Here is a 21547-nt window from a genome sequence, read left to right as displayed (position 1 = left end):
GTTAAGTCTCGGGGGGCTTGCCCATCTTACCTCTCTTTTTAATGACTTCTGTTTCTGCCTTTACGGAAAAAGTTAATCAGAGCGGAACAAGAATAATAAACCCTAAATGGAGTTAAAAATGAAAAAAGTAAGTGTATTGGCTGCCGCAGTCGCAACTACTCTAGCAGCTGGTTCTGCTTTCGCAGTGGACTTTAATGGTTATATGCGTGCTGGTACTGGTATCAGTGGTAACTCAGGTAGCGATGTATCAGTAAATAAAAACGGTGTCGGTCGTCTAGGTAACGAAAACGATAACTACTCAGAGTTTGGTTTTGCAGAAGACTTAAAAACGGGTGAGCAAACTTGGCGTATAGAGTCAATGATTGCAGCTGGTCGTGATGGCAAGCAAGGTTGGGAAGACGGTGATGTAAACATTGCTCAGTTTGCTGTAAAAGCAAAAGGTTTGATTGCTTCAGACAAAGAAGCAACAATGTGGGCTGGTAAAACGTACTACCAACGTAAAGATATTCACATCACGGACTTCTACTTCCTAAACACTTCTGGTACTGGTGGTGGTATTGAGAATATTTCTGTAGGTAATCAGAAACTTTCTGTTGCGTTACTTCAAGATACTGAAAATGATGATGCTGCAAACTTCACTGCTGATGTACGTCTAGCGAACATTGGTCTTTGGGAAGACGCGTCTCTAGAACTTGCTTTGGCTTACAACTTTGCTAATGAGAAGAAAGACAAGACTGAAGAAGCGGATGACGGTGTATTAGTTTCTGCTATTCTTCACCAAGGCATGAGTAACGGCTTTAACCAAACTGTATTCCAGCTAGGTACAAACAGCTACGGTGATCAAATGGCTGGCTTCGGTTCAGGTGGCTACTATGACCGTTCTGGTGCACACAATGACGCGACTGGTTTCCGTTTAATCAACTGGGGTGTAATGAACCTAGGCGAAAATTGGGAAATGGGTCATCAGCTAGCATATATGAATGGTTCTGATATCGGCGGTAAAGACAGTAAAGGCAATGTTACTGGTAAAAAATTCGATACCGAGCAGTATTCATTAGTAGTTCGTCCAATGTATAAGTGGAACGAAACAATGCGCACAATCTTTGAAGCGGGTTACAATGCTGGGGAGAAGATCAACAAAGACGGTCTTGCTGTAGAAGATTTCGGTAACACTAAACTGACTATTGCTCAAGGTTGGGCTATGGGTGACAGCTTCTGGGCTCGCCCTGAACTACGTGTATACGGCTCTTACATTACAGATAAAGAGAATGACGATGCATTTGGTACAGGTGAAGACTCTGAATACGTAGTAGGTGTTCAAGTTGAAGCTTGGTGGTAATAGACTAACTACTGTCCGTATAGTTTAGTACCTATATAGCCGACTTATGTCGGCTATTTTTCTAAGCGCTTTGAGTATGAGTTCGCTATTGTATCAGTACGTGTAGTAAGCTCTTAGAAAAATAACAAAAAGGATACACTATGTATTTACGTGCCCTCATCTTAAGCGGCTGTGTCGCTCTTGCAGGCTGCCAGACTGCCCCGACTCCAGAATATGTTCAATCGGCGCAGGCTGACAAAGTCAGTTCGTTGGCGGATTTGCAGTCTGCTGTAATGAAACTTCCTAGCTCAGCTGTAGTTGATATCAATGCGAATTCCCAATATTTAGATTTCAAGGAAATTGATAGTCATGTTGCGGTGTTTGAGCTTCCTGCTAACCGTGGCGAGTTTTCTATTGAAATTACTAGCTTTATCTCAGATACAGCGTTTGTACCACGCGCGATGATTGTCGATAAAACAGGTAAAGTGCTAGAAAGTTATGAACGAGATGAGTTTGTTTACACTAAACCAAGATTAAATTTAGGTAACCGCTTAGTTGCTGACAAAGATTTCTTCCCGCCTCTTGGCTTAGAGTCAGTTTATCTGATCGTATACACGGATAAATCAGAACTCGGTGGCTTTACCGATGTTATCCACCCAGCTCGCTTAGATGCAGAAGGTCGCGGTAATTATTTACCAGAAGTGAAAGATATTAAGATACCAAATGCAGAAACGGGTCGTATTGAGGTATCAATCGATAGAGTGAGTCTCTTCTCTATTGGTACTTCAACAGCTGAAAACGCACCTCTTAAGCCTTCACAAGCTCCAAAGGTTGAGATCGTACAACCCGAAACTCAAACTTACTATCACAACGCTATTAGGAGTGCAGTCAAGTCGGATAATTTAGACAAAGCACTTAGCCTACTTGATGAAGCGAAAGCACTAAATGTTGAAGGGGCGCAAGAGGTCTTTATTAAGGCGGTAAACGCTAAATAACCTCTCTGCTTTTAGACTAAATCCCTAGATACTGAAATGCCCCCATTAATTGGTTAAACCATTACTGGGGGCATTTTATATTTAGCGTTAATCTTCTTCGACTAAACTCACGTCATCAGCATAATCTTCAACGCTACTTGCATCTGGTTTAGTGCGTCCGTTCAGTGTGTGGAAGCGCTTACGACCACGAGCTAACTGAACATACTTTAACCATACTCGCTCTAACTTTGACTTTGCTTTGCCTGGATGCACCAATACTTTAACGAAGTGTTTCTCTTCGGCATTTTCTGGTTGCAGATCTCCAGATTCAAGACCAAGCATGGTATCGCCATAAAGCGTTAGGATTTCTTCTTCTGCGAGCGTAAAATCGCCAGACTTAGCGAAACCGCGCGGAAACTTAGTGTTGTCGTAAAAACGTTTTTTGCCATGACGAAATTGAGTGTCTGACATTTTGGTAGCCTCTATAAAAACCTACATGGGTGAACTAGAGCGAAAAGTAGGCGTAAAATTCATAAAAGAAAAACAAAACATTTTTATCTTAACTATCGAATAGTTTTATTAAATTTAGATAACACTTTAGTGACTTGAAGATTATAAAAAATTACCGTTCTTGCTAACCTTTCAAGATTGTCGGTAGAGGAAATCCCATGGACGTAAAAGTCTTTAGAACGTTTTTAGAACTGGCGCAAGTAAGGCACTTTGGTAAGGCTGCAGAAAACCTGTACATCACCCAAGCGGCTGTGAGCGCGCGAATTAAGCAGCTAGAGAGTTACTTTGATACTCAGCTGTTTATTCGTGATCGTAACAACATCAAACTCACCTCGGCGGGCGAAAGACTGATCGGTTACGCTGAGGTCATGGTCAGCACCTTACAGCAAGCGAAATTAGAGTTGTCGTTGGAAAGTGGCAAGGCGCTGCAATTAACTTTAGGTGGCACACCCAGCGTTTGGGATGCGTATCTACAAAACTGTTTGAGCTTGGTTACTGATGAGTTCGAAGGCTATGGCTTTATGGCAGAGATTATGGGACGCGAGGTGCTTTCTCGCTGTTTGCAAGAGCGTACCCTAGATATGGCGTTTGCCTTTGACCAGATCAAAGCGGACGAACTCAACTGCAAAAAAGTTGCCGATGTGGTGCTGATCTTAGTGTCCACTCAACCAGATTCCCTTGAATCGGTGTTTGAAGACAAATATGTCTATGTAGATTGGGGAACCAAATTCGCTTCAGAGCACGCTGAACGTCATCCGAAGATCCCAGCACCGTACTTACGCACATCAACTGCTCGTATCGCACTGGACTTTATTCTTGAAAAGGGTGGCAGTGCCTACTTACCTGCTTCGTTAGTTGAACCTTTCCTTGCTTCTGGTCAGTTGCATAAGGTTGAAGGCATGGAAGATTGGTATCGACCAATTTACTTGAGCTATCGTAAAGCGAGCACATCGATTGATGCGATTAAACAAGTGGAAGAACTAGTCAAAACTATCGATCCGGTAACGGCGTACAGCCTTCAACAAATGGCAGATTTGCCAATAGATGACGAATAGTATTTGGCTTTAACAAGATGTAAAAACGCCTCGCTTTTAGCGAGGCGTTTAGTATCGGATTGAGTTAAGTCTTTTAAAGAAAGAGTCTCTTAAACCAAGCTGACAAGTTGTTTTAGTGCGTCTTCGCGAGCAGCCTGAGCAGTTTCTTCGCCCATATTAAGTGCCTCAGCATAGACAAATTCAACCTGTGTAATGCCAATAAAGCCAAGCATAGTGGTGACGTAGCTTTCGATTGAGTTACGAGGAGAGTCTTTGTGTAGACCACCACGAGTGGTAACAACAATCGCTTTCTTGTTTTCGATTAAACCCACAGGGCCATTTTCGGTATAAGTGAAAGTCACACCTGCACGGGCGATAATATCGAACCAGTTTTTTAGCTGTGTCGGGACCATAAAGTTGTACATCGGAGCTGCGATAACCAGTTGGTCTGCAGCTTTCAACTCTTCAATCAACTGATCTGAAAGTGCAAGTGCCGCTTGTTGCTCGTCCGAAAGATCGTCTCCGCCACGCAGCGCTGTAGCAACACTCATATCCAGTACAGGTACTGGGTTTGCAGCCAAGTCACGCTCAATAATGCCAGTTTTACCTTCAAGTGCGTAATCAATCAGTTGGTTTGATTGAGAGTGAGAGCCCAAAATGCTGGATTTTAGTACAAGTGTATTGGTCATAATCATGTCTCTTATCTATAGAGGTTCGAATCATTCAAACCTTGTTGTCTCTTTATGAAAAGAGTATAGGGAGACGTAGGCCTACTAAGAACTACTTGAGTTTGAGCGTAATGTTCAAAATTTTTGAATAAGAGTGAGTAGAGGAAAGTAGAGTAAATCTCTGGCCGCTTCCCTGCACAGCATTTTTTGGATTAGGTGGAAACCAACCGCGAATCCACCTAGCCAATAAAAGCTCACATACTCATGAGACTTTCGATTGATTCTTCAATACTCAGCTCGTGAAAGCTTTGGATCGCGTTCCCATCAAAGGTATCAATCAGTATTCGATGAATATTGGTTGGTCCGTGTTGATCAATGATGCCGAGAGTTTGTTCAACATTGTCACACGTCATAGTGAGCTCGTCATTGAGCACAATAGTGCAAGAGTGCAGGTTCATAGCCAACTTCCTTATTATTTTTTAGTCTGCATTAATAACTTTAGAAGAAGAAAAACAGTTGGCAAATTCGATACAGTTCCGAAAATGGCTAGTAATTATTGTGTGAAGATTTAGACTTTAGATAACAGTTTGAACAATATCGGAAAAGCACATGGAAAGTGGCCTTGTCACCCTGACACAAAAAGATTGTCATAACGCTAGAATAGCCCGCGATAGCAGGTTTGATGGGCGCTTTTATGTGGCAGTTAAAACGACAGGCATCTTCTGCCGACCTATTTGTCCTGCAAATCTACCTAAAGAAGAGAACGTAGAGTATTACTTTGATAAAGCGCAAGCATTGCAAGCTGGTTATCGTCCTTGTTTGCGTTGCAGGCCAGATAGCGCGCCAAGCTCTTGGGCGTGGAAGGGGGTGGAAGTGACCTTTCAACGAGCGGTTAAGCTGATAGAGCAGGGCGCGCTGCATCATGCCTCTTTGGTTGAGCTGTCTGAGCGATTGGGAATTAGTGATCGCTATCTGCGCAAGCTTTTCAATCAGTATCTTGGTATGTCACCGAAGCAGTATGCGCTTTATTATCAACTCATGTTTGCTAAGCAATTGCTTCATACCAGTCATTTGTCGATCACTGATGTTGCTCTGGCGAGTGGTTTTAATAGTGTGCGACGTTTTAATGATGCGTTTAAACAAGTCATGAAGCTGCCTCCCTCTCAAGTAAGAAAAAGTAGCTCGATACAAACAGAATCCAATCATGTTGACCTCGCTTTTCGCGGTCCATTGGATTGGCAACATATGTTGGACTTCTATCGTTTGAGAGCGATATCAGGGTTAGAAACAGTGACGGATACTGGCTATCAAAGGCACTTTGAGTTGGAAGGACAAGCAGGCTGGTTTGCGATCTCTAACCCCAAGCCCGGTATTATGCGTGTCGAGTTTAAGCTTGATGATATGTCGCTACTGAGAAGCTTGGTCAATCAATTAAGGCGTATGTTCGATCTCGATAGTGATGTATTGCAGATCGAGCAGCACTTATCTGATATTGAACCACAACTCGTCAAATGCTCCGGTATTCGCATTCCTGGTGTTTGGAGTACTTGGGAAGCAGGTGTTCGCGCGATTCTTGGTCAGCAAGTTTCGATTAAAGCCGCGATTGGTCAGTTGAACTTATTAGTGAATACTTTACAACCTGAGTGTGTGACACATTTTCCTACGCCTTCAGAAGTCGCTGCGGCTGATTTGAGTTTCTTACGCATGCCGCAAAGTCGCAAAGAAACACTGTCACGCTTTGCACACTTTATGATTGAAGGATTTGAGGCACCATTAGATCGTTGGCTAGAACTGAAAGGTATCGGGCCTTGGACGGTCAACTACGCGCGTTTACGCGGAGCTTCTGAACCAAACTGTTTTCTGGATGGGGATTTGGTGGTGAAAAAAGCCCTTAATCAGTTCCCTAAGTTATCGGCTGCAACGGCTTCTCCATGGGGAAGCTACGCAACATTCCATTGCTGGAGTCATGCATGAATAATCGTTACACCACCTATGTTTCACCATTAGGTACAATTACACTGCAAGCCAATGAGAAAGGTTTGCTTGGCGTTTGGTTTGAAATTCAGACGACACAACCTGAAGAGTTAGGTCAATTGTCGGAAAATGATCCTATACTTATTAAAGCAATCAAACAGTTAGAAGAATATTTTTCTGGCGATAGAAGGGAGTTTGATTTACCTATTTCGGCAGTTGGAACCGAGTTTCAGCAGCAAGTCTGGAAGGCGCTGACGACCATTCCATACGGTGAAACTTGGAGTTATCAAGACCTAGCTAACGCCATCGGTAACCCCAAAGCGGTCAGAGCGGTGGGTTTAGCCAACGGCAAGAATCCAGTTTCGGTGATTGTGCCATGCCATCGAGTGATAGGAAAAAACGGTAAGCTAACGGGTTATGCAGGGGGAGTCGAGCGCAAAGCGAAACTTCTTAAGTTGGAGAGAGTGGAGTAGTTAGATGAATAATCAGCGGCATCCAAAGATACTGATTGTGAGTGGTCTGTTGCTTGGTGCGTTGTTGGGTTGCTCTGAGGAAAAAACCGAGCGTATGCTCAACCAAGAGACCTACTCTTTTACTGGCGTATTTGAGAATCAGTTTAATGGTGACTTGCTAGAGTTCAAAGACGCTAAAGTGACCATAATCAAAGAGCAAGGGCTAGATTATACTAAGCCTTTCGAAGTGGAAGATAACTATTTAACGATTCAGATGCGCAATAGCTCAAAAGAAAAGCGTGAAGACATTGTGATGCGCATTCATGGTCAACAGGAGCTTTTGACTTGTAGCATCTGCGCCAAGTACCAATTATCAGCTACTTGGCGCAAACGAGACTTCATCCCTTCACAAAGTAACTAATTTAGGTGAATAAGCTACCGTTTAACATCATATGAACGGCAATACTCGCGGCATAACCAATCGCAATTACCGGCATCCATTTTAAGTGACCAAAGAAGGTGTACTTACCGTGCGCCGCTCCCATCAAAGCCACACCTGCCGCTGAGCCAATCGACAGCAAACTACCACCCACGCCAGCGGTTAAAGTGACCAGTAGCCAGTTACCCATATCCATTGCAGGTTCCATGGTGAGTACAGCAAACATCACCGGAATGTTATCGACGATGGCTGAAAGAATCCCGACCATAACGTTAGCCCAAATAGGATCCCACTGGGTGTACATCACTTCTGAAATCATTCCTAGATAACCAAGTAAACTTAAGCCGCCGACACACATAACGACGCCGTAGAAGAAGAGTAGCGTATCCCACTCGGCATGGGAGACGCGTCGAAATACATCGAACGGCACCACAGAGCCTAAACGTTTGAGTGCGATATCATCTCGATTCTCAATTGCAATCAAGGATTTCTTATGTAGAGAGGCTTTGAGCGTTCTGCGCAGGAAGAAACCAAAGAACTGTAAGTAGGCTAAGCCCATCATCATGCCAATTACGGGCGGGAAGTGCAGCGCAGCATGGAATGCCACCGCGGTTGCGATAGTGAGGATAAACAGGGCAACGATCCGTCTTGCACCACGTTTGAGTTCGACATGCTGATGGACAACATTTGGGCTCGCGTTCGGCACAAACATCGACATGATAATCGCGGGCAAAACATAGTTAACGACTGACGGAACAAACAGCGGCATAAACTCAGCAAACGAGACGTGGCCTGCTTGCCAAACCATTAAAGTCGTAATATCACCGAACGGACTAAACGCGCCGCCGGCATTTGCTGCAATGACAATATTGATACACGCAAGGTTAATAAATTTGGTGTTGTCTCCTGCCACTTTCATCACCACCGCACACATGAGTAGCGCGGTGGTTAGGTTATCGGCAATCGGTGAAATGAAAAATGCCAATATACCGGTCAGCCAAAACAGGGTTTTAAAGTTAAAGCCTTTACCCACCATCCAAGCTTGTAAGGCATCAAATAGCCGTCTTTCTTCCATCGCACTGATGTAGGTCATGGCGACGAGCAAGAACAGGAGCAGCTCTGCATACTCAAGCAAATTATGCTCTAACGCCGCTTTAGCAACCTCGATTTGATCGTGCTGAGAATACACATACCCAATCATTGCCCAAATGATACCTGCTGCAAGTAGAACCGGTTTTGACTTTCTAAGCTGCAGATACTCTTCAAGCATTACCAGGGTATAAGCGATGCCGAAAATGATCAGCGCTGCATAACCTATGGTTGACTGGGTAAGAGGGAGTATTTGATCAGAAGAAGATGCGGCGAATGTTGAAAAGGGCAGAAAAAAAAGGGCGACAAAAATGGACCACTGCAATTTCATACTTTCACTCCTTTGAAAGCGGATTGTTGTTTTATGTTTTGTGAATCCATTTTAAAGACGAATGCGTTTTACGTATGTGAAGTAGGTTTGATCTGCTTGAATTGTCAGCGATTAATTAACAAATTATGAATCTTTATGATGTGCAATGTTGATTTATTGGTGTAGTTTGATGTGCTATTTATGCGAGTAATCACAAAATATGATCGCGATTGAAAGGGGAAACATAAGTCGTATTACTACTTGATACGGATCATCATACTGCGAGGGGCTTTACTTCATGATCCTATGTGTTCTGTTCCACATATGAATACATAGGTGAATTATGTCTAATCCAACTCAAAAAGAGCGAAAGGTAACATGGGGCTGTTATGCTGCCTTGGCTTTCGCAGTGGTGTTTTTCTCTGGCTTGATGAAGTCTAACGAATGGTATGGGGTGCTTGATTTTACTACCTTGAACGGCTCGTTTGGTTCTGTTGCTTATGATGTCAAAGAGACTGCCGAAGGCGTTGAAGCCGCGACCACTTCTTTACGCGGTAAAGGCGGTAGTGGCGCGCGTGATGGCTTTATCTTTGCTCTAACGCTAATCCCAACGGTTATGTTCGCACTTGGTGTGATCAACGTACTTGAGCATTACGGCGCACTGGATGCGGCGCGTAAACTTCTATCTCCTCTACTACGTCCTTTAATGGGCATCCCGGGCAGCTCCGGCCTTGCGTTAATCGCTTCACTACAAAGTACTGACGCGGGTGCAGCGATGACCCGTCAGCTTAAAGACGAAGGGCGACTCACCAAGCGTGAAACGGACGTCTTCACCATGTTCCAGTTTACTGCGGGTGCAACCATCGTTAACTTCTTCTCATCGGGAGCGGTACTCTTCACTTTAACTATGGCTGATGGCTCTCTAGCAGTGACTTCGTCTATCGGTCTCGCCGTAGCGATTATGTTCATCTTCAAGTTTATCGGCGCGAACCTATTCCGCATTTATCTCAACATCACGGAAGGTAAAGAAGGCAAACAAGACAAAGATAATGCACAAAATCTAAAAGAGGAGACAGCTCAATGAGTGAAGTACAAGCGAAAAAGCCAATGGTAACCGACATCTTCGTTGAAGGTGCTAAGAAAGGCTGGGTAATTGCGACAACCTCGACTGTCCCTAATGTATTGATGGCATTTGTGATTATCAAAGCACTACAAATTACTGGTGCATTGGATTTGATGGGTACGATTTTCTCTCCAATTATGGCGGTATTTGGTCTACCGGGAGAGGCTGCAGCAGTACTGATTGGTGCTTGGATGTCGATGGGGGGAGCGGTAGGTGTGGTTATCACTCTGTTTGACCAAGGCATTCTTAACGGCGCACACATTGCAATTCTTGCCCCTGCCATCTATCTGATGGGCTCTCAGGTTCAATACATGGGACGCATCATGGGCCCTATCGGCACTGAAGGTCGCTACATTCCTGTGATGATCGCTATCTCAGTACTTAACGCATTCGGTGCAATGCTTGTCATGAACTTGTTTGTGTAGAGGTAAACAATGAATTTCTCTTTAAACGACTATTTAGAAGAGCTGCGTCCTTTAATCGACGTGGACTGTGGCACTTACACACTTGATGGCATTGAATTTATCGCTTCTCAGTTTGAAGCTAAGTTCCAAGCGCTATCGGGATGGAGTGTTGAGCGTATTGATTGCGGTAAAGCAGGCGTTGGTCTAGAGATTCGCAATAAGCCTCAAGCTGAGCAGATTGACGTGATGCTAGTAGGCCACATGGATACTGTGTTCCCGGTAGGGACAGCAGAACTAAGGCCGATGTCCCTTGACCAAGACAAAGCCTATGGTCCGGGCGTGTCAGATATGAAGTCTGGCTTACTCAATATTGTTTATGCAATGCGCAACCTTGACCAAGCGGTGTTAGATAAGCTTTCTATCTGTATTTGTATGAACCCAGATGAAGAGACAGGATCATTAGATTCTGTCGAGTGGATTCAATCCGTCGCTAAGCAAGCAAAAAATGTTCTGGTTGCTGAAGCGGCTCGCGCTGATGGTGGTTTAGTCAAAGCTCGTAAGGGGATGGCACGTTACAAGCTGAGCTTTAATGGCGTTGCTGCGCACGCTGGGAATGAACCAGAGAAGGGGCGTAGTGCTATCACTGAAATGGCAAACTGGATCTTAGCCATTAATGGTATGACTAACTTTGAGTCGGGCACGACACTCAATGTTGGGATTGTTTCAGGTGGCGCTGGCGCTAACATTGTACCTGAGCAGGCTGAGGCGATTGTTGATATCCGTTTCTGGAACAACGCGGAATACGATGAGGTCGATACAAGACTCAACGGAATGGCAACTACGCCATTTGTTGATGGTGTGAAGATTGAGCTTGAGCGTGAAGCCTACAAACCTTCCATGGTACCAAGCGCAGCAACGGAATCTTTGATGGCTTTGGTTGAACAATCTGCGCATGAGCTATCGATTGATATCAACTGGAAGGAAGTCGGTGGTGGTTCTGATGCGAACAACACGGCGATTTTAGGTGTGCCAACACTAGATGGTCTTGGCCCAATCGGTGCGGGCTTCCACAGTGACCAAGAGTACTTGTTACTAGAGTCCATCGAGCTACGTATCAAGCTTTTAATGCGTGTGATTGAAAAGCTAGCGCACTAATCTGTTACCTACATAGTTAATAAAAACAAGCCCCGATATATCAATATCGGGGCTTTCTATTTTCAGCTTTCAAAGTACGACTTAAGTTTCTCTCTTAACCATTGATTGGCGGGGCTATGCTTCATCCGGTTATGCGTCATCATTCGGTATTTAACCGGAAGGTTAGTAAATGGAGCATCAAGCACCTGCAAATCTAATTTGTCGGCAAATTGATCCGCAATGCTTCTTACCATTGCGGCTAGGCAGTTGCTGTTGGAAATCATGGTCATCTGTGACACGAGTGAGTCACACTCAGCTGCGACATTTCGCTCTGCGATTACTTCTTCAGTAAAGTAATCGGCCAGGTAGGCATCTTCTCGCCTCAGCTTTAGCGTCACATGCTTTTCGCTATAAAACTGCTCTAAACTCACTCCCCCTTTTATTCGAGGATGCTCCTTGCGAGCAATCACACACAGTTCATCGGTATAAAAATATTCGGAAAAAAAGGAGGGCGCCGAATAGTTGGCAAAATCAATGGCCAAATCTGCCTTTTGCTGACTTAGGTTGTGAAGTAGTTTCTCTTCATTCGATTGCGTTGGGTGAAGTTCAATTTGCACTTTACCCAGTGTTGGGTCTTCTTCGATTTTTGGCAGCAGCATTAACATCATGGGCTCGGATGTATAAACGACAAAGCGACGCGAATTATCAGTGCTGAATGACTCCATCCCTTCTATTGCGTTAGTAATCTGATTCAGTGCAGGCTCTATCTGGCGGGCGAGTTCATGGGCTTGATGGGTTGGTGCGATACCTCGACCTGAACGTATAAAAAGCTGAACGCCTAATTGTTGTTGCAAACGCTTAAGCACGCCGCTCACACCGGGTTGAGTCAAGCCCATCACCTCTGCCGCGATGGTAATTGAGCGATGCTCGTAGACAGAGATAAACACTTTCAACAAATTCAGATCGATACTGCTTTCTTGCATCTAAGGTGCTCCAATACATCGTGAATTGTGATGTTTTAAATAAACATTGATGTATATATTGTGATGTGTCAACCGAATAAAGTAGCCACGTACCCACAATAAGACCTAACGAGGCTCACTATGACTACCCGTTTTGCACCATCTGCTATTTCACTAGCGCTTATCGTTTCATTTTCAGCGGCCGCGGATTACGCCAGCTTAGATACGTATCAAGGAAAGCCTGCTTCAGAGCACACAAAGCAAGCTAATGAAGCATTAGCAAAGCAGTTACCTTGGCAAGACGTGACCGCATTTGAACGTACTCAAAAGGGCCTGATTGCAGAATTTGGCACCCACGAAGCGGGTGAATTAAAGAATCGTTTTGAGTATATGTCTGATATGAGTGTTGATCAGTTGCCTGCTTCGGTGAATCCTTCGATATGGCGTCAAGGTATGCTCAATTACGCCGCGGGCGGCTTGTATCAAGTGACTGATGGCGTGTACCAAATTCGCGGTGCCGATCTCTCTAACATGACGATCTATCGTACTGACAATGGTTACGTGATTCATGATCCTCTGTTATCCAAGCAAGCTGCTGCGGCCTCTTGGGAATTTGCCAAAATGCATCTGCCGAAGATAAATGGAGAGCATAGGATTACCGGTATGATTTACTCACACATGCACGCGGACCATTTTGGCGGTTCACGAGGCATTATTGAGTCGGGCGATTTTGTGAAAGATGCGCCAATCTATGCGCCTAACGACTTCATCAAAGAGTTAGCTGATGAAAATGTGATAGCGGGTACTGCCATGAGCCGTCGCGCTAACTACCAATATGGCACAACCTTGGATAACAATACTCAGGGCATAGTTGACAACGCGTTAGGTTTAGGCACCTCACGTGGCGAAGTCACTTTGGTTGCACCGACAGTAGAAATAGAAGAGCGAGAAAAGGTCATCACCATTGATGGTCTAGACTTCCACGCGATAAACATGCCGGGTGCGGAAGCGCCAGCCGAAATTGTACTCTATGTTCCGGAGTATCGTTCACTAAATACTGCAGAGCTTACTTACGATGGGATGCACAATATCTATACCTTCCGCGGAGCTAAAGTGCGTGATGCGCTAATTTGGACAAAATATCTCACTGAACTCAAGCTGCGTTATGTCGATAGTGGCTTGGTCGATAATATTCATGCCGCTCACTCTGCACCTGTGTGGAATGACCCAGAGACTGAGAACAACGAAATTTCAGACTACATGACGCTACAGCGTGACAACTACGGTTTCATCCATAACCAAGCCATGCGCTTAGCAAACCATGGTGTGACGATTAACGATGTAGGTCGTGAAATTGAAAAGATTATTCCGCAGTCGCAAATTGATACTTGGCATACCAACGGCTATCACGGTTCATACAGTCATAATGCGCGTGCAGTGGTCAATCTTTACCTTGGCTATCATGATATGAACCCAGTAAATACCAACCCACTACAAACGACAGAAAAATCTTGCGTTTATGTTGAAGCGGCGGGGGCGGATGTCCTGTTTAGTGCAGGACAGAAACATTTCCAACAAGGGCAATATCAGCAAGCCTCTCAGCTATTTAATGATTTAGTCCAATGTGACCCAAGCAATATCGAGTATCGTTTTGCTCTGGCAGACAGTTTTGAACAGCAAGGCTACCAGTCTGAAACCATGGCGTGGCGCAACTCGTACTTGCAAGGTGCGGTAGAGCTGAGAACAGGGGAAATCAAGCCTTCTATCAAACTGGCTTCACCTGACGTAATTGCTAATACACCAACAGGTATGTTCCTAGATTTCCTTGCTGTAAGGCTCAATGCAGAGAAAGCTGAACAAGCTGAGTTGGACTTCAACTTTGGTATTCATCATCCTGATTTGAATGAATACTATTTTGGCGAAGTGTCAAACTCGAACATGGCAAATATCCAAGTTGAAACCTTGCCAGAAACGGACGTAATGCTAGACATCAGCAAAACAGATATGACGGATATGGTGCTTGGAAAGGTAACTCTAAAAGAGCTTACTCAATCGGGTAAAGCGAAGCTTAAAGGAGATACTGTTTTAGTTGAAAAGCTAACCAGCAGCTTGGATGACTTTGACGGTATGTTTGAAATTTTGCCAATGCCGAATAAGTAACGATTAACATCAACAAAAGCGCCTTGGTCATTACAGCCGAGGCGCTGTTGTATAGGGTTATGATACTTCGAGGATATTAATTCTCATTTACATTTCTGATACTATCCGTGATTCTTCTAGAGGCAAGGGGTGGGAATCCAATGGATAATAGTATCGAGCGATTTTCAAATGGGTTCAATCGAGTCAGTAAACTGCTGTCTTACATCCATTCTCACTTACACTTGCCGCTAGGTTTGGATGAGCTTGCTCAACAAAGCTGTTGGTCTCGCTGGCAGCTGCAACGCGTTTTTCAAGCTGAAACAGGGCTTTCTGTTGCTAGCTATGTGCGAGAGTTAAAGTTGAGTAGCGCTGCAGAGCAATTATTAGATACCTCAGAGCGTGTGATTGATATTAGTTTATCGCTTGGTTTTAGTTCAGAGATCAGTTTTAGCCGCTCGTTTAAACAGAAATTCGGTATGAGTCCAAGGGCCTATCGTAAGTTAGGACTCAGAACAGGACTACGTAAGCCGATAGAAAACCCAGCCGAGAGAAACTGTGCGCTAGTCGCGAGCTTTGTTGAGGTAAGAGTTGAGTCTAAGAGTGGCTTTTTACTCAAAGGTATTCATGATGAAATTCATGGCTTGTTTTCGATTACCCCTGACTTTCAACAAAAAGTCCCACAGCTTTGGCGCAAGTTAGAAGAGACCGTCGCTAGCAGCACCTCAGAGCGTTTACCTGCTATGGGAGTGATTGATGTGACCCATAGCCACTTTGATGGCAGTAATATCCACTACTGGGCAGGCGTTGAACTGGGTGAAATGCCGCTTTATCCTCAGTTACCTTCATTGATATCAGACCAACTTGATACCCTCTCTGTCCCTAGCCAAACCTATGCCGTTATTAAACATAAGGGGCCTGTGGCTAACCTGCCTAAAACCTTAGAGTGGTTTGTTATTCATTGGTTGCCCAACTCTGGTTACAGGGGCGTCGATGGCTTTGAACTGGAATGTTACCCTGCGCAATATGACCATTTATCTGACGAGGCAGAAATGGAGTATTGGGTTCCTATTGCTGATTCTCTTTAGGCTAGTCTGCTTATCTTGGATAGTTAAATGAGTAAATCTGAGTAAGATGCACCAAATTGTTAACTTTCTTCTTATTAGATTTGTACAATGCAAATGATATTTATTCTTAATTAGAAAAGCATTGGTATTTGAGGGAATCATGACAACTCCAACCTATTTTAAGCGCTCAACTCTTTCATTAGCGCTGCTAGCCGCCTTTTCACTTCCAGTTTTAGCAGCGGACGAGACAAATCAAGACACAACCCAACTCGAAACCATTACGGTAATGGGCAAAGCTTATCGTAATACCGCAACCAAAACAGCTTTAGAGCCTGAAGAAACCCCGCAAGGTATAACGGTCATTGAAGGGGAGTTGCTCGAACAACGTGGTGTTAAATCGGTCTCTCAAGCATTGCGTTACGCACCGGGTGTGGTCACTGAACAAAAAGGTGCGGCAGTCACCATGTATGACAACTTCTCTATCCGAGGTTTCAATACAAACAACCTGAGTTACTACGACGGTCTGGTATTACCTTATTTACCTGGTTGGAACCTACAGCCTCAGATTGATCCAATTGCCATTCAGCAAATCGAAGTGTTTAAAGGGCCGACATCTGTGCTTTACGGTTCAATGCCACCAGGTGGGATGGTGAACATCATTGCGAAAAATCCACAAGTGGAAGATCGCACTTCAGTAGGCATAGCGACAGGATCGCGTAATCTAGTCGAAGCTTCTATCGATTCAGCAGGTCAGATTGCTGATAGCGACTTTTCATACCGATTGGTTGCTCTAGCGCGTAAGCAAGATAGCCAAGTTGATGGCGCTGAAGAGGAGCGTTATGTCTTTGCGCCATCACTAGATTGGCAAGTCACTGATCGTACATTGATTAATTTCAACATGTACTACCAGAAAGATCCTGCCATGGGTATTAACTCATCCATGCCACTGGAAGTGTTAAAGATGCACTCTCCATCAGTGTCAATGGGCGATGAGAACTGGAGCAAGTTTGAGCGTGACGTGTTTATGCTTGGCTACAAAATTAACCATGAGTTTAGCAATGGATGGTCATTCTTACAGAATGCACGTTATATGGATGCCTCTCTTTACCAAGAGAATACTTATCACGTAGGAACGGGTTTTAATGCCTCGACAGGGAATCTAAAGCGAACTCTCTACAGCACAAAAGAAAGTTCAAAAAGCTATGTGATTGATAACCAACTGTCTGGGCTTGTTAACCTCGGTGACTGGGAACATAACTTATTGATTGGATTCGATTACCAAGATTTGACAGGGGATTCTCTCTATAAAACCTATGCTGGAAATACAAGTTTTGACGGATTTAATGCGTACAAGCCGAACAACAATCTGCTTGATCGTGGCCAAGTTCGTGAAACATATAAAGAGAACCATGATATCTCGTATACGCAGATGGGTTTCTACTTCCAAGATCAGATGCGCTATGACAATCTAGTACTGCTTGCTGGGGGGCGCTATGACTTGTTTAAGTCAAGTGACAATAAGGTTAGTAGCCTTCCAGCTTATGACGGTAAAGATCAATCTGACCACAATCAGTTCTCTTACCGAGTTGGTGCCCTGTATGAGTTAGCTAACGGCGTATCACCGTTTGCAAGCTTTGCGACTAGCTTTGAGCCGGCTGCAGGCACAGATTCCAAAGGCAATTCATTTAAACCGCAAACGGGCGAACAGTTTGAAGTGGGTATTAAGTACATGTCACCAGACATGTCGAAAAGCCTCACTGCTTCTTACTTCAATATTACGAAGAATGACAGCATCGTTGCCGATCCAGCCGACCCAACATATAGAGATAAAATCCAAGTTGGTAAAGTTCGTTCGCAAGGTTTAGAACTAGAAGGACGTGCAGACATAACTGAAAACTGGGATGTTCAGGCGTCATACACTTACATAGATATGAAAGTGAAAGAGGCGCTTGACCAGAGCTTAGTCGGAACAACGCCGATTTATGTTCCTGAGCACAGTGCGACTCTGTGGACGAACTACTACGTCTATTCAGGCGTATTGTCTGGAATGAGATTTGGTGGTGGTGCTCGCTACATGGGTGAAATGCAGATGGATGCATCAAACACGCAAGGTAAAGTGCCATCTTACACCGTGGTTGATCTGTCATTGGGCTATGAACTTGGCAACATGAGCGAGGCTCTTTCTGGCGCACAAGCAAACCTAGTTGTGAATAACGTATTTGATAAAGAGTACTACTCCTGTTTCGATAAGACGAACTGTTGGTTTGGCGCAGAGCAAAGTTTAGAGTTGAACGTTAAATACGACTTCTAATTGCACTCATAACTCAGCTGTATTGCTCAGCAAACATTGAAATTCCCTCAATAGTTGGATAACCAATTATTGGGGGACTTTAATTTTTTGGGAAAAGTTCCGTACGAATTTATAAAAGTGTGAACTTGATCGTATAAATGATTTTTGCCTTATATGTTCACTTAAATGATAAATATTACAAATGCTTACGGCTCATTGATAATTTTCAGAGTTACGTTGTGACAAGTTTTATCTGTTCATAAGTGCTTAGTTGCACTTCATTTTTGAGTTTTACCTACTACGTTTTAGGTGTTCGTGCAGTTTTTAGTCTTAGAGCACTAATTCGAACGTGGTTAAACCCAATACGGACATACGTTATGAACATTAAATTATTAGCCGTCTCTATCGCGGCAGCAGCATGTGGTACTAACGCTTTCGCAGCAGAAATTTACAACAGCGAAGGTTCAACTCTTTCTCTCGGTGGTTATGTTGATGTAGGCATCGGTGAATATGGCTCTAGTAAAGAAGTCGAAGTTCACCAGGTATCGCCTCGTCTAAACGTCGGGGGAACGCAAGATCTAGGCAACGGAATTACAGTCGATGCTAAAGGTGAATGGGCACTGAATTACCTAGGTGGTGGTGATACTTCATTTACTACTCGTCTCGGTTACATCGGTGCGAGCCACGAGCAAGCAGGGCGAATTGCGTTTGGTACTCAGTGGGCACCGTACTATGATGTCGCTGGTGTAGCGGACATGCCAATTGCGTTCGCTAATGACTTTTTGTACTCAAATCACGGCAATCTTGCTACAGCGCGTGGTGACAAGATGGTCACGTACCGCAATAGCCTATCATTGGCAGAAGACATGTCTTTGAGCCTTGGTTTAGGGTGGCAAGGTAAACATACAGATACTACGGATACGGAAGCTCTAGTTGGTTCATTGGTGACTACAACTCGAACTACCGCTGAGTATGATGCCCGAGGTCAAGTGGCGGTTTCTTTTTCTGCTATGGGCGCTTCATTAGGTTACGTATATAACAGCGGTGATGTAGATAACACCAAAGCGAAGTCCCATGCCGTATCGCTTAAATATGGTAGTTACGGTGATGGCATCTATGGTGCGCTTGTTTATGCCGACAATAAAAACTTCTACAAAAGCTACTATGAGTCTAATCAGTATGAAGCCTTGCTCGCATATGGGTTAGGCAATGGCCTTAATTTGAGCGCAAACTACGAAAAAGTGGAAGGTAAAACTTCATCGACTGCGGCTAAAGCTAAAGAGTTTAGTCAGAGCGCGGTGCAAGCTGAATACAGCTTCACTCCAAACCTAGTTGGATTCGCAGGTTACCAGTTTGATCTTGGTGATGATGACCCATCAACCAAAGATGAAGATAAGTGGACATTTGGTGCACGTTACTTCCTATAATTAAGAATCTACTGCCTTAACACATGTATCGTGTTGACGCCTATTCGGGATTGGATAGGCGTTTTTCTATTCTGGTGAGTTATACCAACCAGAACAAATATCTGGTCATTCTTGCTGGTTAAAATCGCTGATAGCTGTGTTATAGATTTTGTAGGTAGAGCAACTAGCTATCTGCAATCTATGCCTTGCTCTAAGCGATTTTTCCTGCGCAATTATCTGTTCATCTATTTATCCTGATTGGTATGACCCCTCAGTAATATTGGGTATGAGTTCTTAATTTTGAAACCAAATCGTTTTTTTATTAGCCACTTAGCTTAGAATGCTAGCTTCTTAAATTAGGTCAGGGATGGTGGCATGAGTTCAGTAAAACTTGGAGAGGCTGTGGTTGAGCCAAGCAAGATTCTATGTGTTGGTCGTAACTATTTAGAACATATCCAAGAGCTGAACAATTCTGTTCCTGAGCAAATGGTGGTGTTCTCCAAACCGCCATCCTCGATTTCCTCTAACCTGATTTCCTTTCATCAAGAGCGGCTCCACTATGAAGGCGAAATCTGCTTTATCGTTAAGCAGGGCAAATTGTCTGCGGTGGGTGTTGGACTCGATCTAACCAAGCGCGATCTACAATCTCGCTTAAAAGAAAAAGGCTTACCTTGGGAGCGCGCAAAAGCTTTTGATGGCTCAGCGGTGTTTAGTCGTTTTGTTCCGTTAGTGGGGTTAGAGATAGACTCGTTAGAAATTGAACTGTTTATCAATTGTGTCCGTGTTCAAAAAGGCTCGGTGAAACAAATGATTTATTCGCCAGCAGTGATTGTTGAAGAGATCAAGAGTTACACCACCTTGTGCGATGGTGACATCATTATGACCGGTACCCCACAAGGTGTAGGTGAAGTGCATGCCGACGATGTGTTCCTAGCTCGATTAAAGTCCGGTGACAAAACGCTGATAGAGATTGAGTGGGTTGCTCAATAATTAACGCTTTACTCTGCCCCTAGGTCAAGGATTAACCTCCAATAGAGAGTTCAATTGGAGGTTTTTATTATGGGGTGTTGTAACCAAGCGCCTAAAGGTGGAAGCAACAATGTCGGTCTACTTGTTAAGTGCGTGGCGATAATGGCGGTTGTTTTGCTCCTACTCGCAGCCTTGTTTGGCTAGAGCAGTTTTAGGCACAGAAACACCACCATGCTGACCAAGGTTGTTAAGAGAACATTCTTGGTTTTCCAAGCTAAAAACGCCGCAATGAGTGCACCAATCAAATAAGGGTTACCTGCCGAGAGCCAAAGCTGCTTTTCTGGCATAAAGACAATTGGTGCCCAAATTGCGGTCAACACGGCAGGGCTAGAGTATTTCAGTAGTCGCTGAGCCTGAGGGTTGAGCCTTAAAGGTAAGCGCGGTTCTAAGAAAAGATATCGACTCGCAAAAACCAACACAGTCATCGCTAGAATAGACAGCATAATCATTGGTTATCTCCCTTTAGCGATTCGGCAAAGTAGCCAGCAAGCATGCCTGCAACGCTGGCGATCATCAGCCCTGACTCGATTCCTTGGGCATAGCAAATGACTGACGTGACCAATGAAACGGCGACCGCAAGAAGTACCGGAGAAGATTTCACGTTGGGAACGACAATAGCGATGAACGTCGCTGCGACAGCAAACTCTAATCCTAATTCATTTAAAGCTGGGATATAGCTTCCTGCAACAATGCCTGCAAGCGTGGCGAGATTCCAACACAAATAAAAGCTCAATCCTGCTCCCAATGCGTACCAGCGATTAAACTGTTTTTCAGATTGTTGACCACAAATGGCAAACAGTTCATCCGTTAAAAGAAACCCGAGGCCGAGCCTCCACCTGAGTGGAAGCGGGCTTACTTTATCTCGCATTGAGACGCTATAGAGTAAATGCCTAGAAGTGATAAAAAATATTGCGAGCAGCATAGTGGCGAGTGTTGCGCCAGCTTTAAACATCCCGGTTGCGACGAGCTGAGCAGATCCTGCAAAGAGGATGGCTGATAAAGCTTGGCTCTCCACTACGGTTAATCCAGATTCTATGGCAAATGAACCTGCAAGGAGTCCCCAAGGGATAACGGCAATACTGAGTGGTACCATTGCAAGGGTACCTTGCCAAAAGAGTTGAGAGTGGCTGAGTTGTCTGTCTTGTTCGAAGGTCATGGTATTCATAATTATTGTTTTTAGTGTGATGGATAATGGTCGTATTAACTCACACGGCTGTACTATCGGCTT

At 44.3% G+C, this 21547-nt stretch carries 21 protein-coding genes; 14 read left to right on the top strand and 7 right to left on the bottom strand.

Translation table 11 applies throughout. The annotated features are described in order from the left end of the window. The first annotated feature begins 118 nt into the window (after positions 1-118). Both lamB and LYZ37_RS21785 read left to right on the top strand, forming a co-directional pair. Positions 119-1339 (top strand): maltoporin LamB, encoded by a 1221-nt coding sequence (gene lamB, locus LYZ37_RS21790; RefSeq protein ID WP_272787585.1) that lies wholly within the window; start codon positions 119-121, stop codon positions 1337-1339. Between the two features lie 140 nt (positions 1340-1479). Continuing rightward, positions 1480-2313 carry a MalM family protein gene (locus LYZ37_RS21785; RefSeq protein WP_272787584.1) on the top strand — a complete coding sequence of 278 codons (834 nt, stop codon included), beginning with the start codon at positions 1480-1482 and terminating at the stop codon, positions 2311-2313. A gap of 87 nt (positions 2314-2400) precedes the next feature. On the opposite strand, the gene LYZ37_RS21780 is transcribed toward LYZ37_RS21785, so the two are convergent. Then, complete coding sequence (locus tag LYZ37_RS21780; RefSeq protein WP_272787583.1) at positions 2401-2763, bottom strand: DUF413 domain-containing protein; 363 nt, start codon at positions 2761-2763, stop codon at positions 2401-2403. 197 nt (positions 2764-2960) lie between these two features. Here LYZ37_RS21780 and LYZ37_RS21775 point away from each other — a divergent pair, with 197 nt between their 5' ends. Continuing rightward, a complete protein-coding gene (locus LYZ37_RS21775) occupies positions 2961-3857 on the top strand; it encodes a LysR family transcriptional regulator (RefSeq protein WP_272787582.1) in 897 nt (298 codons plus the stop codon). An 89-nt stretch (positions 3858-3946) separates the two neighbouring features. Here the strand turns inward: LYZ37_RS21775 and LYZ37_RS21770 are convergent, their stop codons facing one another. Further along, positions 3947-4525 carry an FMN-dependent NADH-azoreductase gene (locus tag LYZ37_RS21770; protein WP_272787581.1) on the bottom strand — a complete coding sequence of 193 codons (579 nt, stop codon included), beginning with the start codon at positions 4523-4525 and terminating at the stop codon, positions 3947-3949. Between the two features lie 233 nt (positions 4526-4758). After that, a complete protein-coding gene (locus LYZ37_RS21765; RefSeq protein ID WP_171320148.1) occupies positions 4759-4962 on the bottom strand; it encodes a hypothetical protein in 204 nt (67 codons plus the stop codon). A 151-nt stretch (positions 4963-5113) separates the two neighbouring features. Between LYZ37_RS21765 and LYZ37_RS21760 the strand changes: the two genes are divergently transcribed. The 3 genes from LYZ37_RS21760 to LYZ37_RS21750 are packed head-to-tail and all read left to right on the top strand — an operon-like array spanning position 5114 to position 7351. Continuing rightward, on the top strand, positions 5114-6478 hold the full coding sequence (locus LYZ37_RS21760; RefSeq protein WP_272787580.1) for a DNA-3-methyladenine glycosylase 2 family protein: 1365 nt from the start codon (positions 5114-5116) through the stop codon (positions 6476-6478). After that, a complete protein-coding gene (locus tag LYZ37_RS21755) occupies positions 6475-6951 on the top strand; it encodes a methylated-DNA--[protein]-cysteine S-methyltransferase (RefSeq protein ID WP_272787579.1) in 477 nt (158 codons plus the stop codon). Before LYZ37_RS21760 ends, LYZ37_RS21755 begins: the two co-directional genes overlap by 4 nt. Before the next feature lie 4 nt (positions 6952-6955). Continuing rightward, the gene (locus LYZ37_RS21750) at positions 6956-7351 is read left to right on the top strand and encodes a hypothetical protein (protein ID WP_272787578.1); all 396 of its coding nucleotides are present in this window, start codon (positions 6956-6958) and stop codon (positions 7349-7351) included. 1 nt (position 7352) lies between these two features. Here the strand turns inward: LYZ37_RS21750 and nhaD are convergent, their stop codons facing one another. Then, positions 7353-8789 (bottom strand): sodium:proton antiporter NhaD, encoded by a 1437-nt coding sequence (gene nhaD / locus LYZ37_RS21745; RefSeq protein ID WP_272787577.1) that lies wholly within the window; start codon positions 8787-8789, stop codon positions 7353-7355. Between the two features lie 322 nt (positions 8790-9111). Between nhaD and LYZ37_RS21740 the strand changes: the two genes are divergently transcribed. Genes LYZ37_RS21740 through LYZ37_RS21730 form a run of 3 tightly spaced genes read left to right on the top strand, consistent with a single transcriptional unit; the run spans position 9112 to position 11450 of the window. After that, positions 9112-9852: a nucleoside recognition domain-containing protein gene (locus LYZ37_RS21740; RefSeq protein ID WP_004745718.1), complete on the top strand. Its 741-nt coding sequence runs from the start codon at positions 9112-9114 to the stop codon at positions 9850-9852. Further along, positions 9849-10316, top strand: a complete 468-nt coding sequence (locus LYZ37_RS21735) for a YjiG family protein (RefSeq protein WP_069668508.1) — start codon at positions 9849-9851, stop codon at positions 10314-10316. Before LYZ37_RS21740 ends, LYZ37_RS21735 begins: the two co-directional genes overlap by 4 nt. A 9-nt stretch (positions 10317-10325) precedes the next feature. Then, positions 10326-11450: a M20 family metallopeptidase gene (locus LYZ37_RS21730; RefSeq protein WP_272787576.1), complete on the top strand. Its 1125-nt coding sequence runs from the start codon at positions 10326-10328 to the stop codon at positions 11448-11450. Between the two features lie 62 nt (positions 11451-11512). Here the strand turns inward: LYZ37_RS21730 and LYZ37_RS21725 are convergent, their stop codons facing one another. Beyond that, a complete protein-coding gene (locus LYZ37_RS21725; RefSeq protein ID WP_272787575.1) occupies positions 11513-12412 on the bottom strand; it encodes a LysR family transcriptional regulator in 900 nt (299 codons plus the stop codon). A gap of 120 nt (positions 12413-12532) precedes the next feature. Here LYZ37_RS21725 and LYZ37_RS21720 point away from each other — a divergent pair, with 120 nt between their 5' ends. From LYZ37_RS21720 to LYZ37_RS21700, 5 genes are all read left to right on the top strand, one after another. Further along, on the top strand, positions 12533-14551 hold the full coding sequence (locus tag LYZ37_RS21720) for an alkyl/aryl-sulfatase (RefSeq protein WP_272787574.1): 2019 nt from the start codon (positions 12533-12535) through the stop codon (positions 14549-14551). A 140-nt stretch (positions 14552-14691) separates the two neighbouring features. After that, complete coding sequence (locus LYZ37_RS21715) at positions 14692-15615, top strand: AraC family transcriptional regulator (protein ID WP_272787573.1); 924 nt, start codon at positions 14692-14694, stop codon at positions 15613-15615. Between the two features lie 139 nt (positions 15616-15754). Beyond that, positions 15755-17905: a TonB-dependent siderophore receptor gene (locus LYZ37_RS21710; protein ID WP_272787572.1), complete on the top strand. Its 2151-nt coding sequence runs from the start codon at positions 15755-15757 to the stop codon at positions 17903-17905. A 356-nt stretch (positions 17906-18261) separates the two neighbouring features. Next, entirely contained in the window at positions 18262-19311 is a 1050-nt protein-coding gene (locus LYZ37_RS21705; protein WP_272787571.1) for a porin, read from the top strand. A 354-nt stretch (positions 19312-19665) separates the two neighbouring features. After that, the gene (locus LYZ37_RS21700) at positions 19666-20280 is read left to right on the top strand and encodes a fumarylacetoacetate hydrolase family protein (protein ID WP_272787570.1); all 615 of its coding nucleotides are present in this window, start codon (positions 19666-19668) and stop codon (positions 20278-20280) included. Positions 20281-20459: 179 nt separating this feature from the next. Here the strand turns inward: LYZ37_RS21700 and LYZ37_RS21695 are convergent, their stop codons facing one another. Then, entirely contained in the window at positions 20460-20768 is a 309-nt protein-coding gene (locus tag LYZ37_RS21695; protein ID WP_038204144.1) for an AzlD domain-containing protein, read from the bottom strand. Further along, on the bottom strand, positions 20765-21484 hold the full coding sequence (locus LYZ37_RS21690; RefSeq protein WP_239824884.1) for an AzlC family ABC transporter permease: 720 nt from the start codon (positions 21482-21484) through the stop codon (positions 20765-20767). The genes LYZ37_RS21695 and LYZ37_RS21690 overlap by 4 nt, the downstream gene beginning before the upstream one ends. Positions 21485-21547: the final 63 nt, after the last annotated feature.

It is taken from the genome of Vibrio tubiashii, assembly GCF_028551255.1.
GTDB lineage: Bacteria > Pseudomonadota > Gammaproteobacteria > Enterobacterales > Vibrionaceae > Vibrio > Vibrio tubiashii_B.
The sequence above is the reverse complement of the archived record's forward strand: the minus strand, read 5'-3'. Positions and strand labels throughout refer to the sequence as shown.

Bases quoted from the DNA above. Each gene is read 5' to 3' on its own strand.
- lamB (WP_272787585.1), top strand. From the start codon at position 119: ATGAAAAAAGTAAGTGTATTGGCTGCCGCAGTCGCAACTACTCTAGCA.
- LYZ37_RS21785 (WP_272787584.1), top strand. From the start codon at position 1,480: ATGTATTTACGTGCCCTCATCTTAAGCGGCTGTGTCGCTCTTGCAGGC.
- LYZ37_RS21780 (WP_272787583.1), bottom strand. From the start codon at position 2,763: ATGTCAGACACTCAATTTCGTCATGGCAAAAAACGTTTTTACGACAAC.
- LYZ37_RS21775 (WP_272787582.1), top strand. From the start codon at position 2,961: ATGGACGTAAAAGTCTTTAGAACGTTTTTAGAACTGGCGCAAGTAAGG.
- LYZ37_RS21770 (WP_272787581.1), bottom strand. From the start codon at position 4,525: ATGACCAATACACTTGTACTAAAATCCAGCATTTTGGGCTCTCACTCT.
- LYZ37_RS21765 (WP_171320148.1), bottom strand. From the start codon at position 4,962: ATGAACCTGCACTCTTGCACTATTGTGCTCAATGACGAGCTCACTATG.
- LYZ37_RS21760 (WP_272787580.1), top strand. From the start codon at position 5,114: ATGGAAAGTGGCCTTGTCACCCTGACACAAAAAGATTGTCATAACGCT.
- LYZ37_RS21755 (WP_272787579.1), top strand. From the start codon at position 6,475: ATGAATAATCGTTACACCACCTATGTTTCACCATTAGGTACAATTACA.
- LYZ37_RS21750 (WP_272787578.1), top strand. From the start codon at position 6,956: ATGAATAATCAGCGGCATCCAAAGATACTGATTGTGAGTGGTCTGTTG.
- nhaD (WP_272787577.1), bottom strand. From the start codon at position 8,789: ATGAAATTGCAGTGGTCCATTTTTGTCGCCCTTTTTTTTCTGCCCTTT.
- LYZ37_RS21740 (WP_004745718.1), top strand. From the start codon at position 9,112: ATGTCTAATCCAACTCAAAAAGAGCGAAAGGTAACATGGGGCTGTTAT.
- LYZ37_RS21735 (WP_069668508.1), top strand. From the start codon at position 9,849: ATGAGTGAAGTACAAGCGAAAAAGCCAATGGTAACCGACATCTTCGTT.
- LYZ37_RS21730 (WP_272787576.1), top strand. From the start codon at position 10,326: ATGAATTTCTCTTTAAACGACTATTTAGAAGAGCTGCGTCCTTTAATC.
- LYZ37_RS21725 (WP_272787575.1), bottom strand. From the start codon at position 12,412: ATGCAAGAAAGCAGTATCGATCTGAATTTGTTGAAAGTGTTTATCTCT.
- LYZ37_RS21720 (WP_272787574.1), top strand. From the start codon at position 12,533: ATGACTACCCGTTTTGCACCATCTGCTATTTCACTAGCGCTTATCGTT.
- LYZ37_RS21715 (WP_272787573.1), top strand. From the start codon at position 14,692: ATGGATAATAGTATCGAGCGATTTTCAAATGGGTTCAATCGAGTCAGT.
- LYZ37_RS21710 (WP_272787572.1), top strand. From the start codon at position 15,755: ATGACAACTCCAACCTATTTTAAGCGCTCAACTCTTTCATTAGCGCTG.
- LYZ37_RS21705 (WP_272787571.1), top strand. From the start codon at position 18,262: ATGAACATTAAATTATTAGCCGTCTCTATCGCGGCAGCAGCATGTGGT.
- LYZ37_RS21700 (WP_272787570.1), top strand. From the start codon at position 19,666: ATGAGTTCAGTAAAACTTGGAGAGGCTGTGGTTGAGCCAAGCAAGATT.
- LYZ37_RS21695 (WP_038204144.1), bottom strand. From the start codon at position 20,768: ATGATTATGCTGTCTATTCTAGCGATGACTGTGTTGGTTTTTGCGAGT.
- LYZ37_RS21690 (WP_239824884.1), bottom strand. From the start codon at position 21,484: ATGAATACCATGACCTTCGAACAAGACAGACAACTCAGCCACTCTCAA.